This window comes from Pseudomonas sp. B21-012 (genome assembly GCF_024749305.1).
Taxonomy (GTDB): Bacteria; Pseudomonadota; Gammaproteobacteria; order Pseudomonadales; family Pseudomonadaceae; genus Aquipseudomonas.
Genome location: NZ_CP087197.1, coordinates 4,454,840 through 4,467,720 on the forward strand (window position 1 = coordinate 4,454,840; position 12,881 = coordinate 4,467,720).

Sequence of the window (12,881 nt, forward strand, 5' to 3'; positions counted from 1 at the left end):
CAGGCTGTAGCAAGGGTCGCGCCACAATTGGCAGCGCCTTGTGCGGCGCGGTTCAGGCGTTCAGGGCGCCTGCCCGGCCGCACCGCATTGGGCCGGCCTGCACCATCGGATGGCACAGCCAGCGGGCCAGGCCTTATCATGGGCAGACATTCCGAGAGATGAAAAACCTCCTCCCATGAACCAAGTGGTTTTGAAAAACGCCGAACAACTGGCCCTGATGCGCAATGCCGGGCAATTGCTCAGCCAGGTGTTCGCCCACCTCGACAGCTTCATTGCTCCCGGGGTCAGCACCCTGCAGATCAACGACCGGGCCGAGGCATTTATCGTCGATGTGCTCAAGGCGCGCCCGGCGAGCAAGGGCCAGTACGGTTTTGCCTATTCGCTCAATACCTCGGTCGACCATGTGGTGTGCCACGGCGTGCCGCATGCCGATGAGGTGCTCAAGGCCGGCTCGATCGTCAACGTCGACATTACCCTGGAACAAGGCGGCTACATTGCCGACTCGTCGAAGATGTACTGCCTGGGGCAGATCGATGCAGCCGCCCAGCGACTGGTCGACACCACCTATGCCGCGCTCTGGCAAGGCATTCGCCAGGTGCGTCCGGGCGCGACCCTGGGCGATATCGGCCACGCCATCCAGCGCCATGCCGAGGCAGCGGGCTACAACGTGGTGCGCGAATACTGCGGCCACGGCATCGGCCGGCAGATGCACGAGGCGCCCGAGGTTCTGCATTACGGCCACAAGGGCAGCGGCCTGCAGCTCAAGCCGGGGATGGTGTTTACCATCGAACCGATGATCAACCAGGGCGGGCGCGGGGTGCGCACGCTCAAGGACGGCTGGACGGTGATCACCCGCGACCGCAGCCTGTCCGCGCAATGGGAGCACACCATCGCCGTCACCGCCGAAGGTTTCGAAGTGCTGACCCTGCGCGAAGAAGAGCGCGCCATGCTGGTCCACGCTTAAGTCAGTTTGCCGCGCACCGCGCGGCTCTCTACAATCCGCGCCATTACGGCCGGCACCCGCACATTTTCCTACCGGCCCCGGAGCTTTTTCATGGAAGAAATCGAGCAGCACTGGCTGTACGCCCTTTCCGCCCCCATGGCCGCCCTCAACGGCGCCAGCTACACCGCCGCGACCTACTTCGAGACTTACGACGAAGACGAGACCGACCTCAAGAAGTGGTGGGGCATCCACAATCGCCAGGAGCTGCTGAACATGCTCAGCATGGCCGACACCGGCCATGCCCTGGAGCTCAAGGACGCCTATTGGCAAGCCGCCCGCTGCCTGCCCAGCGAATGGCCGCAGGTGCTCGAAGCGCTGACCCCGCGCCAGCGCATCCAGTACGAATTCGCCCGGCGCACCCTCGGCGACTGCGGCCAGGGTGGCGTGCGCGCCTGGGACCTGGGACGCATGGGCTACCTGCTGCGTGCCGGGTTGCGCAAAGGCTACCTGAGCATTCATGAAAGCCACTATCTGCAAGGCCGCCTGGCCGTGCGCGCCCGCCACTACTACAACGGCTGGGACCGCTACCTGGCCGGCTACCTGTTCGGCAAGGCGCTGTGGAACTGCTCCAGCGCCAGCGACGAAGAACTGGCGCAATGCCTGGAGCGCCAGGGCAGCGAACACTGGAACCGCTGCATCATGATGAACCTGAGCCACGACGCCCTGGGCTTTTTCGCCAGCATCCCCTGGGACCTGCCGCTGAACCTGCCGGAACGCCCTGACACCCTGCAAGGAGGCTGGTCATGAGTTGCTGGATTCACCTGGGCATCGAGCCGACCAACGATCCCGATGTCATCCGCGGCGCCTACCGCGCACTGCTGCCGCAGCACCACCCGGAAACCGACCCGCAGGGTTTCCAGGCCTTGCGCGAGGCTTACGAGCACGCCCTGCGCCTGGCCCGCGACGAGCCGGATGAGGCCGCTGAGGATGCACAGCACGACGATTCGGCGCCGGTGCGCAATGCCCTGATCGAACAGACCATGAGCGACTTTTCCAAGTTGCTCGGCGACCCTGCCCGCCGCTTCGATCCCCCGGCCTGGCAGGCCTTCATCGATGGTTTCAGCGGCCTGACCCTGGGTGACCAGGAGCAAGTCAGCTGGCACTTGCTGTACCGGCTGATGGAAACCGGGCCGTTGTCGCACGCCTGCGTGCAACTGATGGCCCGGCACCTGGGCTGGGAAAACGAAGTGCTGCGCCTGGAAGATCCGCGCCAGGCTGACGAATTCCTCGAGCGCATCAGCGAACCGGACCCGTTCGACACCAGCTTGATGAAACACTGGTCGATGCCAGTGCAAGTCGAAACCCTGTGGTATGCCCGGAACCTGGATTTCCTCTACCACACCCGGCCGCTGTTCGAGTTCGAAAGCTTCGTCAGCCTGCACACCTGCCAGCCGTTCCCGGATGACCCGGCCTATATCCAGCGCCTGCTGGTCAAGCTGTGCCAGGCCGGCATCGGCAGCAGCAGCTTCTTTGCCCTGATCGCCGAGCAGCAACGCCAGGCGCCGGACGATATCGACCTGCTGTACCTGCTCGCCTGCCAGGCCAGCGACACCGGCCAGGAAGAACTCGCCCGCCAGTGCTGGACCCGCCTGTGGCGCGAGCACCAGCATCCGGAAGCCGCACGCTGGCTGCTCAACCTGTGCGCCAAGCATCAACCGCAGCGCTTGGCGCTGTTGATCCAGGCCCTCGACCGCCTGGAGCCGGTGTATGAATGGCCGCAAGACCTCAACGATCCGGCGCAGATCTGGGGCAGCCCGTCGCAACGCCCGGAAACCCTGACACGCTGGTTCGACGCCGCCCGTGACGAGCAGGAAGGTATCGCCGGCGAGTTCATCAAGTGGCGCCTGGATGGCAAGGACGAACTGCCGCTGCTGGCCTGGCTGCTCGACGACCAACTGGACCGCCAGCTGCAGCGCCTGTACCGCCACGCGTGGGCCCTGCACCGCGGTGACAGTGGCCTGCTGCGACAGATCATGGCCGAGCCGCTGGGCGACGATCCGCTCGACCAGCTGATTATCGAAGGCTTCAAGTACCAGGCCGAACAGCAGTTGCGCTGGCTCGAGCAGTCACCGCTGGCCCTGGCCCTGACCGCCTTTATCAACAGCCCGGCGGCGCAACCGCAACTGCCCGAGGTGCTGCAGGAAGGCCCATGCCAGACAGTCGCCCGCGACTGGCTGCGGCGCATGCGCAGCTACCCGGCCGCGACCCTGCCGAAGCTGACCGCGCTGATCAAGCCGGCCAACCTGATGCCGACGCCTTTTGCCCTGCAGCTGCTGTCCGACCTCGCCGAAGCCGGCATCGAACTGCCACGCCCGCCTGCCGACGACGGCCTGTGGACCTGGCACCGGCAGAACCTGTTCATGCTTGCTCTGGTCGAACAGCCCGAGCGTTGGCTGGCGATGGTGCCGGCGCAGTTGCTGGCCAGCCTGCCCTACCCGGCGGAGCATCCGTTCGCCCGCCTGCAGCAACTGTTGCTGCGCCTGCAAAGCCAGCAAGGCAATGTCGATGGCCTGCTCGGCTGGCTGGATGACAACGATCCGCTGCAGTGCTTTATCGGCCAGCGCCTGTCGACGGTGCAACAAGCCCTGGACAGCGCCAAGCTGCCCAGCAACCTGAAACTCTACGCCTGCCTTGAGAACGACCCGCGCGCCTTTGATGAAGACGTGCTGGGCATGATGGTGCTGTGTGCCGTCCTCTATCACGACCCGACCCTGAACGCCGAACAGCATGGCAGCCTGCTGCGACGCATCTCTACCTTGACCTGCCCGGATGACTGGTTCGAGCCGTTTCGCAACGGCCTGATCAAGGGCGAGCCGGTGCGCCCGCCACGCAAGGTGCTGGAAGAAGACGAACTGATCAACAGCACGCTGTTCTACAGCATGCTCGACAGCCTCAAGGACCTGGCCCGCTACGGCCGCGCCGGGGTACCGCGGGCCAAAGTGCTCAAAGAGCTGCAGCGCGGCAAGGATTACCCGGGCATGGACGCCGGCATTCGCGCAGCGATCACCGCCTTGCTGTCGTGGTCCGAACGCCTGCTGCTGGAAAACTCCGGCAGCCAGCCGGTACCGGCCTCGCACCTGTGGAAACTGGGCAGCCGCCTGGGCCGCAAGGGTTATGGTGTGCAGGTGGCCGTGAGTGTCCTTCTCGGGCCGATCCTGACCCTGATGGCCGGCAGCGCGATCGAGCAGATATTCTTCGGCCTGCTGTTCGTCGGTGTGCTTGGCAGCGCCACGCTGCGCCGCCTGCACGACATTGGCCGGGGCATCCCGATGATGATCATCTTCGTGATGCTGATCCCGTTCCTGCAGTTCTTGCCGCTGGTGCTGTTGCTGCTACCGGGCGAACCGCTGCCCAACCGCTACGGCGTGCCGCCCGGCAATCAGCCGCAGGACACCTTGGAGGGTGGCCTGCAGGCCGCCCTGCGGCGGCTCAACGGTCAGTAACGCATGTCGTCCAGCGCCTCGATCAGGCGCTGGCGGGCCCCGGCGATCTCGCTCGACTCCTGGCCGGCCAGGATCGCGCTGAACTCTTTGAGCCAGTCGCCGATCGCATCGCGCTCAGGCCCCAGGCTCTGCGCCCAGGCCCGCTCCAGGCGGGCCAGCAAGGTGCGGTTGGGCAAGGCGTCGCGCGGGTGGATCTTCAGCCCGGCCAGGCGCTCATGGCTGGCCTGGCGCGCCTCGTCGTCAAGCCCGGTGGGGCTGCGATCGATCACGTGGCTGAATTGCTCGCGCGTCTGCGGCAAGGTCACATCGACTTCCAGCAGGCCGTTGATGTCATAACTGAAGCGCACGTCCAGGCGCTGGATCTTGCCGTTGGGGGTCAGCGGGATCGTGAAGGCGTCGACAAAGATGTTGTCTTCGACCCACGGCCGTTCACCTTGGTAGACACGGATGCTGATGGCTTTTTGCTCAACATGGGCGCTGTAGAACGGCTTGATCCGTGAGGTCGGGATCACCGTATTGCGGTCGATGATCGGCGCAAAGATCTCGGTCTGGTAGTCGCCATCCATTGCCGCAATTCCCAGGGTGTAGGGGCAGACATCGGTGAGGATCAGCTCTTCGATCGCCGAATCGCGCGCCTTGCATGCCGCCTGGGTGGCAGCGCCGAGGGCAACGATGGTGTCCGGGTCGAGGTGGCGGTAAGGCAGGCGGCCAAACAGGGTCGAGACCATCTGCTGGACCACCGGCATGCGCGTGGCGCCGCCGACCAGCACCAGGCTGTCGAGGTCACTGGCACGCAGCCGCGCATCGCGCAGGGCCTGCTCGATCGGCGCGCGAATCCGCGCCAGCAACGGCGCCCAGATCTTCTGCGCGCGGGCTTCATCCAGCAGCCACTGGCGGCTGACGCCGTCGCCGTTCCAGCTCAGGTGCTGCTCGCCTTCGCCCAGCTTGCACTTGAGCTGCTCAATGGCGTCGGCAAGGCTGGCCAGGGCCTGGGGCGCGAGCATCGTCGGCTTGAGCTGCCAGTCTTGCAGGCAGGCCTGAAGCAAAGCGCCGGTAAAGTCTTCGCCACCGAGGAAGTTGTCGCCGGTCGAGGCATGCACCTCGATCAACGGCAGCGCGTATTCCAGCACCGTGACGTCGAAGGTACCGCCACCGAGGTCGAAAATCAGCGTGCGTTCGAACTTCTGCTCGTGCAGGCCGTAGGCCATGGCCGCGGCGGTCGGTTCGTTGATCAGGCGCTGGACTTTCAGCCCGGCAAGCTCGGCGGCAAAGCTGGTGCGCTTGCGCTGCTCGTCGCTGAAATAGGCCGGTACGGAAATCACCGCTTCGCTGATCGGGCAGCCGAGGAAGGCTTCGGCATCGGCCTTGAGCGCACCGAGCACCAGCGCCGAGAGCTCTTCCGGACTGAAGGCCTGCTCACCGAGGCTGATCTTTTTTTCGCTGCCCATGAAACGCTTGAAGGCAGCAGCCGTGCGTTGCGGGTGGGTGGTCAGGCGTGAACGGGCGGCCTTGCCAACCAGGATGCTGCCGTCTTCGTCGAGGCTGACCACTGAAGGCGTGAGCACGTCGCCCAGGGCGTTGGGGATCAGTTGTGCCCGGCCGTCCTGCCAGACCGCCACCAGGCTGTTGGTGGTACCCAGGTCGATACCCAGCATTGGCGCCGGGGAGGTGCTTGCATCCTGCATGTGTGATCTCTTGCTCAGAAGTGGGGCTGGCACGGAGAAAAACAGTAGCGTCCCAGCGTACTGGTGGATTCTGGACGAATTCCAGAAACAAAAAAAGCGACCCTAAGGTCGCTTTCTTTGTGGCTTCAGGGTGTTCAGTGGGCCCTGAAGCTAAATATGGCGCAGCGGACGGGACTCGAACCCGCGACCCCCGGCGTGACAGGCCGGTATTCTAACCGACTGAACTACCGCTGCGCGATACACTGAGAAGTGGTGGGTGATGACGGGATCGAACCGCCGACCCTCTGCTTGTAAGGCAGATGCTCTCCCAGCTGAGCTAATCACCCTTCGTCTCGGTGTGGCGCGCATTCTACGGAGCACCGAACACTCTGGCAAGCACTTTTTTAAAAAAATTTTTCAGGCGTTCCAAAGACTTAGCGGTGCTTGGCCTGAAGCGCCCGCTCGGAGTTTAATGCCCTCCTTATGTGTTGAGGAGAGATTCACCCCATGTGGTTCAAAAACCTGCTGACCTACCGCCTGACCCAGGACATCCCGTTCGACCCCGAGGCACTGGAAACCGCTCTGGCCAGCAAGCCGGCTCGCCCCTGCGCCAGCCAGGAGTTGACCACGTACGGCTTCGTCGCCCCGTTCGGCAAAGGCGAAGACGCGCCCCTGGTGCATGTCAGCGGTGACTTCCTGCTGATCGCCGCGCGTAAAGAAGAACGCATTTTGCCCGGCAGCGTCGTGCGCGACGCGGTTAAAGAGAAGATCGACGAGATCGAAGCCGAGCAGATGCGCAAGGTCTATAAGAAGGAGCGCGACCAGATCAAGGACGAGATCATCCAGGCCTTCCTGCCGCGTGCCTTTATCCGCCGCTCGATGATCTTCGCCGCCATCGCCCCCAAGCAAGGCCTGATCCTGGTCAACTCGGCCAGCGCCAAGCGTGCCGAAGACCTGCTGTCGACCCTGCGTGAAGTGATCGGCTCGCTGCCGGTGCGCCCGGTGACCGTCAAGATCGCCCCGAGCGCGACCATGACCGACTGGGTCAAGACCCAGCAAGCGGCGCCGGACTTCTATGTACTGGACGAGTGCGAGCTGCGCGACACCCATGAAGACGGCGGTATCGTCCGCTGCAAGCGCCAGGATTTGACCAGCGACGAGATCCAGCTGCACCTGGGTACCGGCAAGGTGGTCACGCAACTGTCGCTGGCCTGGCAGGACAAACTGTCGTTCGTGCTCGACGACAAGATGGTCATCAAGCGCCTGCGCTTTGAAGAACTGCTGCAGGACCAGGCCGAAGAAGACGGTGGCGACGAGGCCCTGGGCCAGCTCGATGCCAGCTTCACCCTGATGATGCTGACCTTTGGCGAGTTCCTGCCGGCGCTGTTCGAGGCGTTGGGCGGGGAAGAGATCCCGCAGGGGATCTGACTTTAAGCTGCAAGCTGTAAGCTTCAAGCTGCAAGAGAGAGCAACAGCCACCCGCGCTGCCTTTGCTTGCAGCTTGTCGCTTGCAGCTGATAGCTTATGCCCCCTGTGAGGACGGCCTCACGACGCACCGCGTGACCATTCCGGGGACGGCCCCATCACTTGATGGAGACTCTGCATGTCCTGGATCATCCTGTTTTTCGCCGGCCTGTTCGAAGTCGGCTGGGCCGTCGGCCTGAAATACACCGACGGCTTTTCCCGCCCGCTACCCACCGTACTCACCGTCGGCGCCATGGTCATCAGCCTCGGCCTGCTGGGCCTGGCCATGAAGGAATTGCCGCTGGGCACCGCCTATGCCATCTGGACCGGGGTCGGCGCCGTCGGCACGGTGATCGCCGGGATCATCCTGTTCGGCGAATCCATGGCCCTGGTGCGCCTGGTCAGCGTGGCGCTGATCATCTGTGGCCTGGTCGGGCTCAAGGTCAGCGCCAGCTGACCCCGCCCTGCCCTGTCAGCGTGAGTCGCCGCGCAAGGCGCTGACCCGCTCACGCAGCAACGCCGGCTCTGCCGCTTCCACCGGGACGGCAGAACCGGCCACCAGGGTCACCCGCGACCACAAGCGGCGAAAGAAACCCTTGGCCGGATCGCGGCTGAAGAAACTCCCCCACAAGCCCTGCAATGCCATCGGGATCACCGGCACCGGCGTCTGCTCGATGATCCGCCGCAGGCCGCCCTTGAACTCGTCGATTTCACCGTCACTGGTCAGCTTGCCTTCAGGGAAGATGCACACCAGCTCGCCATCGGCCAGGTACGCGGCAATCTGCTTGAAGGCCCGCTCGTAGGTCTCGGCATCTTCATTGCGCCCGGCAATCGGGATCGCCCCGGCGGTGCGGAAAATAAAGTTGAGCACCGGCAAGCGGTAGATCTTGTAGTACATGACGAAGCGGATCGGCCGGCGCACCGCGCCACCGATCAGCAACGCATCGACGAACGAAACATGGTTGCACACCAGCAGCGCTGCACCCTGGTCCGGAATCTGCTGCAGGTCGCGGTGCTCGACGCGGTACATGGAATGGCTGAGCAGCCAGATCATGAAGCGCATGGTGAATTCGGGCACGATGCGGAAGATGTAGAAGTTCACCGCAATATTGAGCAGCGACACCACCAGGAACAACTGCGGGATGCTCAACTTGAGGACACTCAGCAGCACCACGCTGAAGACCGCCGAGACCACCATGAACAGCGCGTTGAGGATGTTGTTGGCGGCAATCACCCGCGAGCGTTGATCCTCGGGGGTGCGCGACTGGATCAGCGCATACAGCGGCACGATATAGAAGCCGCCGAACACACCCAGGCCGAGAATCGACCCCAGCACCCACCAGGCCTGGCCAATACCCAGCACCGCCAGCCAGTCATACGGCGCGGCCGCCGGCTGGATCTCGCCGGAGTGCCACCACCAGAGCAGGCCGAACAGGCTCAGGCCAAAGGAGCCGAACGGCACCAGGCCGATTTCCACCTTGTGCCCGCTCATGCGCTCGCACAGCAGCGAGCCGACGGCGATGCCCACCGAGAACAGGGTCAGGATCAGGGTCACCACGGTCTCGTCGCCATGCAGCCATTGCTGGGCGTAACCGGGAATTTGCGTCAGGTACACCGCACCGACGAACCAGAACCACGAGTTGCCGACGATCGAGCGCGACACCGCTGGCGTCTGCTTGAGGCCCATGCGCAAGGTGGCGATCGTCTGGCTGGCGATGTTCCAGTTGATTTTCAGCGCCGGTGTGGACGCAGCGGCGCGCGGGATGGCGCGGCTGGACAGGTAGCCGAGCACCGCCACCAGCAGCACTGCCGACGACGCCCAGACGCCGTAATGGGCGCTGGACATCAGCACCCCGGCACAAATGGTGCCGGCCAGGATGGCCAGGAAGGTGCCCATTTCCACCAGGCCATTGCCGCCGACCAGCTCTTCTTCGCGCAAGGCCTGAGGCATGATCGAGTACTTCACCGGGCCAAACAGCGCCGAGTGGGTGCCCATGCCGAACAACGCCAGGAGCATCAGCCCCGGGATCTGCTTCATGATGCCGATGGCGCCGACCGCCATGATGGCGATCTCGGCCAGCTTGATCACGCGGATCAAAGCGTCCTTGGCGTACTTCTCGCCAAACTGCCCGGCCAGCGCCGAGAACAGGAAGAACGGCAGGATGAACATCAAGGCACAGGCATTGACCCAGATGGCAGTGTCCTGGCCATGGGAGCTGGCGATTTTGTAGAGAAACAGCAGGATGACCGACTGCTTGAACAGGTTGTCATTGAACGCACCCAGCGACTGGGTGACGAAGAACGGCAAGAAGCGCCGTTTGCCAAGCAGGCTGAATTGTGAAGATTGACTCATCGTCCGTGTACCTGAGTGGGGCTTTGTTATTGGATACGCGCAGGCCGCACAAAGCCACAAACACTCAGGTAAATGCAATCTACTTGTTCAGCCCGGCAATGCACGGCGATACAAACAGCTCACCGCGCCAGGCGCCACGCAGGGTCAGGGCCGTGACCAGCAACCACATTGCCGCCAGCGCCAGCACCAGCAGCATGCCCATGTGCAGGAAGAAACCGAGGCCCAGCCAGGCCGCCAGCTTCAGGGTGGCCAGGGTGTACACCCCGAGCGGGAAGGTAAAGCCCCACCAGCCGAGGTTGAACGGCATGCCATGGCGGATGTAGCGCAGGGTGATCAGCACGGCGGTCAGCAACCACCAGAGCCCGGCGCCCCACAGCACGATACCGGCGATCAGGCCCAGGCCACGGGCGATTTCACCCAGGCTGCCGAGGCCGTTGGCAGCGAAAATCGCCGGGGCATCGGCGCCCAGCAGCAGCATGCCCAGCGCACCGGTACCGATCGGCCCCAAGGCCAGCCAGCTCGATGCGGCCATGTTGGCATGCGGCAATTTGTGCAGGGCCATGCGCAGCATGAGGATGGTGAGGATGCTGAACGCCACCGGCAACGACACCGCCCACAGCACGTAGCTGGTGATCAGCACCTGGAACTGCGCATGGGCATCCACCAGGTGCGGCGCCAGCAGGCCGCCGCTGGCAGCGGCGACTTCCGCGGCCACCACCGGCAGCAACCACACCGCGGTCATCTGGTCGATGCTGTGTTCCTGGCGGGTGAACATCAGGTAGGGAATGGCCACCCCGCACAGCAGCGCCAGGCCGACGTCGAACCACCACAGCGCTTCGACCCACGGCAGGATCCCTTCGCCCCAGCGATTGATGCCGAACACCAGGCAGCCGTTGAGGATGGTCGCCAGACCCATGGGGATGGTGCCGAAGAACATCGATACGGTGGAATGGGCGAAAATCCGCCGCGCTTCGTCGAAGAACATGACCCACCGCGCGGTGTACAGCAGGGTAAACAGCACGAACAGGCCGATGGTCAACAACCACAGCGATTCGGCCAGGCCACGCAGGCCGGGTACATCGACCTGTGCCAGGGCCAGGGCGAGCACGCCGGTGCCCATGGTCGCGGCGAACCAGTTGGGGGTGAACTGACGGATCACTTCACGCGGGTGCGCCAGCTGGCTCAGCGGGCGTAACGGCGAGGTGCGGGTTTGGCTGCAAGACATGATGGATTCTCCTGTCCTCCGGTGAGGTTGTATCCATCTTAGGCCGGGAAAATATATCTATATAACGGGTATTTTCTCTATCTGTTATCGGTTTTACAGATATACAGATTTCACTGCCCGCGGCGTATGCTCGGCAGCGATAACAACAAGGACGTGGCCACTCAATGCTCACCGCTATCAAAGGTTACTCGGCGCAGGTACGCCTGCTGCTGGCAACTACCTTCATCCTCACCCTCGCCCGTGCAATCACCCTGCCCTACCTGGTGGTCTACCTGGCGCAGAACTTCGCCCTGGATATCAGCGGCATCGGCCTGATGATCGGCGGCGCGCTGATAGTCGCCTCGTTGCTGAGCCTGTATGGCGGCTACCTGATCGACACCCTGCGCAGCTACACGGTGATCATCGCCGCGACCCTGACCTTTACTTTGGCCTTTGTCGGTGCGGTGGTCAGCCGCGAACTGAGCCTGTTCTTCACCTGCCTGGTGCTGATCAACCTGGCCCTGGCGGTGGTGGACATCGCCGCCAAAGCCGGCTTCTGTGCACTGCTGCCGCTGGAAGAACGCAGCGAGGTGTTCTCGATCAAGTACACCCTGAGCAACGTCGCCTACGCGGTCGGGCCCTTCGTCGGCGTGGCGCTGGTGCTGCTGGACGATCACCTGCCGTTCCTGCTCTCGGCGTTGCTGGGCCTGGCCATGTGCCTGAGCTACCAGCGCTGGGGCGAGCGCGCGGCGCGGGCGCGGGTCGAAGGCGGCGAACAGGCCGGCTTTTTCAGCGTTGGCGGGCAACTGGTCAAAGATCGCCGGCTGATCTGCTTCACCCTCGGTGGCGCCTTGAGCGCGGTGGTGTTCGGCCAGTTCACCGCCTACCTGTCGCAGTACCTGGTGGTAACCAGCAGCGCCAGCGAGGCGGCGCGCTACATCAGCTACCTGGTGGCCACCAACGCGGTTACGGTAATTGCCCTGCAGTACGTGATTGGCCGGCGCATCAGCAGCCGCCAGTTGATGCCCTGGCTGATGGTCGGCATGGCGCTGTTTCTGCTCGGCCTGCTGGGCTTCTCGCTGGCGCAAACGCTGCTGGCCTGGTGCCTGGCGATGCTGGTGTTCACCCTTGGCGAGATCATCGTCATCCCCGCCGAGTACATGTTCATCGACAGCATCGCCCCGGAACATCTGCGCGGCGTGTACTACGGCGCGCAAAACCTGTCCAACCTCGGCGCGGCGCTGGGCCCGGTGATCTGCGGCTTTGCCCTGGCTCATCTGGTGCCGGTGGCGACCTTTTACCTGCTGATTCTTTCGGTGTTGCTGGCGGCGCTGTTCTATTACCTGGGGGCCCGGCGAGCGCCGAATTAAAGCATCGCGGGGTCTACGATGAACCAGTGGGAGCGGCGGTGCGGCGACCCGACTTGCCCCGCGATGAGGCCAGTACCGTCAGCCGCGGGCTCGGTATTGCGATCCTGAACGAGCTCGATAAACCCACAACCAGCAGCGACAAATCGCAATGCTGTAAGTGTTTTCTGTCAGACCGTTCTGAATCATACTTCCGGCGCCGTTGCTCTGTTGTGCCATGTCCGTCATGGACCTAGGCTGCTGTCGTCGTTGGAAAATCCAATGAGCGGATTTAGCAGTCCGAGAATGACAGAGATCTACGAACACCCCTGTTATGGCGGTTGTACGTGGGGCACCTTCGGGTGCGCCGGTTCTCTGTCACCGGTCTGCTAACCCGCGTACAG

General features: G+C 63.7%; 9 protein-coding genes and 2 tRNA genes. 6 read left to right on the forward strand and 5 right to left on the reverse strand.

The features are described from left to right. The first annotated feature begins 175 nt into the window (after positions 1–175). From map to LOY37_RS20325, 3 genes are all read left to right on the forward strand, one after another. A complete protein-coding gene (gene map, locus LOY37_RS20315; protein WP_045195491.1) occupies positions 176–964 on the forward strand; it encodes a type I methionyl aminopeptidase in 789 nt (262 codons plus the stop codon). 90 nt (positions 965–1,054) lie between these two features. Further along, positions 1,055–1,750: a DUF1266 domain-containing protein gene (locus LOY37_RS20320; RefSeq protein ID WP_093380348.1), complete on the forward strand. Its 696-nt coding sequence runs from the start codon at positions 1,055–1,057 to the stop codon at positions 1,748–1,750. Then, positions 1,747–4,446 (forward strand): DUF805 domain-containing protein, encoded by a 2,700-nt coding sequence (locus LOY37_RS20325; protein WP_093380346.1) that lies wholly within the window; start codon positions 1,747–1,749, stop codon positions 4,444–4,446. The genes LOY37_RS20320 and LOY37_RS20325 overlap by 4 nt, the downstream gene beginning before the upstream one ends. Here LOY37_RS20325 and LOY37_RS20330 read toward each other — a convergent pair. From LOY37_RS20330 to LOY37_RS20340, 3 genes are all read right to left on the reverse strand, one after another. Further along, positions 4,440–6,131, reverse strand: coding sequence for a molecular chaperone HscC (locus tag LOY37_RS20330; RefSeq protein ID WP_258715604.1), 1,692 nt, complete (start codon positions 6,129–6,131; stop codon positions 4,440–4,442). The two genes, LOY37_RS20325 and LOY37_RS20330, sit on opposite strands and share 7 nt — an antisense overlap. Positions 6,132–6,288: 157 nt before the next feature. Then, positions 6,289–6,365, reverse strand: a tRNA-Asp gene (locus tag LOY37_RS20335). A 16-nt stretch (positions 6,366–6,381) separates the two neighbouring features. Beyond that, positions 6,382–6,457: transfer RNA gene (locus tag LOY37_RS20340), tRNA-Val, on the reverse strand. Between the two features lie 160 nt (positions 6,458–6,617). On the opposite strand from LOY37_RS20340, the gene rdgC reads away from it, so the two are divergent. Both rdgC and sugE read left to right on the forward strand, forming a co-directional pair. Further along, complete coding sequence (rdgC, locus tag LOY37_RS20345) at positions 6,618–7,538, forward strand: recombination-associated protein RdgC (protein ID WP_045195499.1); 921 nt, start codon at positions 6,618–6,620, stop codon at positions 7,536–7,538. Between the two features lie 175 nt (positions 7,539–7,713). Continuing rightward, positions 7,714–8,031 carry a quaternary ammonium compound efflux SMR transporter SugE gene (gene sugE, locus LOY37_RS20350; RefSeq protein WP_038993957.1) on the forward strand — a complete coding sequence of 106 codons (318 nt, stop codon included), beginning with the start codon at positions 7,714–7,716 and terminating at the stop codon, positions 8,029–8,031. 15 nt (positions 8,032–8,046) lie between these two features. Here sugE and LOY37_RS20355 read toward each other — a convergent pair whose 3' ends face one another. Together LOY37_RS20355 and LOY37_RS20360 are read right to left on the reverse strand one after the other, a co-directional pair. Next, positions 8,047–9,927 (reverse strand): MFS transporter, encoded by a 1,881-nt coding sequence (locus tag LOY37_RS20355; protein ID WP_258594569.1) that lies wholly within the window; start codon positions 9,925–9,927, stop codon positions 8,047–8,049. A 79-nt stretch (positions 9,928–10,006) separates the two neighbouring features. Continuing rightward, the gene (locus tag LOY37_RS20360; RefSeq protein ID WP_093380339.1) at positions 10,007–11,152 is read right to left on the reverse strand and encodes a TDT family transporter; all 1,146 of its coding nucleotides are present in this window, start codon (positions 11,150–11,152) and stop codon (positions 10,007–10,009) included. A 164-nt stretch (positions 11,153–11,316) separates the two neighbouring features. On the opposite strand from LOY37_RS20360, the gene LOY37_RS20365 reads away from it, so the two are divergent. Then, positions 11,317–12,501 carry an MFS transporter gene (locus LOY37_RS20365; protein WP_258715605.1) on the forward strand — a complete coding sequence of 395 codons (1,185 nt, stop codon included), beginning with the start codon at positions 11,317–11,319 and terminating at the stop codon, positions 12,499–12,501. The last annotated feature ends 380 nt before the right edge of the window (positions 12,502–12,881 follow it).

What these genes read in the sequence shown, in the direction of transcription:
- LOY37_RS20320 (WP_093380348.1), top strand. Translation starts at nt 1,055, where the DNA reads ATGGAAGAAATCGAGCAGCACTGGCTGTACGCCCTTTCCGCCCCCATG.
- LOY37_RS20365 (WP_258715605.1), top strand. Translation starts at nt 11,317, where the DNA reads ATGCTCACCGCTATCAAAGGTTACTCGGCGCAGGTACGCCTGCTGCTG.
- LOY37_RS20360 (WP_093380339.1), bottom strand. Translation starts at nt 11,152, where the DNA reads ATGTCTTGCAGCCAAACCCGCACCTCGCCGTTACGCCCGCTGAGCCAG.
- LOY37_RS20330 (WP_258715604.1), bottom strand. Translation starts at nt 6,131, where the DNA reads ATGCAGGATGCAAGCACCTCCCCGGCGCCAATGCTGGGTATCGACCTG.
- LOY37_RS20355 (WP_258594569.1), bottom strand. Translation starts at nt 9,927, where the DNA reads ATGAGTCAATCTTCACAATTCAGCCTGCTTGGCAAACGGCGCTTCTTG.
- rdgC (WP_045195499.1), top strand. Translation starts at nt 6,618, where the DNA reads ATGTGGTTCAAAAACCTGCTGACCTACCGCCTGACCCAGGACATCCCG.
- sugE (WP_038993957.1), top strand. Translation starts at nt 7,714, where the DNA reads ATGTCCTGGATCATCCTGTTTTTCGCCGGCCTGTTCGAAGTCGGCTGG.
- LOY37_RS20325 (WP_093380346.1), top strand. Translation starts at nt 1,747, where the DNA reads ATGAGTTGCTGGATTCACCTGGGCATCGAGCCGACCAACGATCCCGAT.
- map (WP_045195491.1), top strand. Translation starts at nt 176, where the DNA reads ATGAACCAAGTGGTTTTGAAAAACGCCGAACAACTGGCCCTGATGCGC.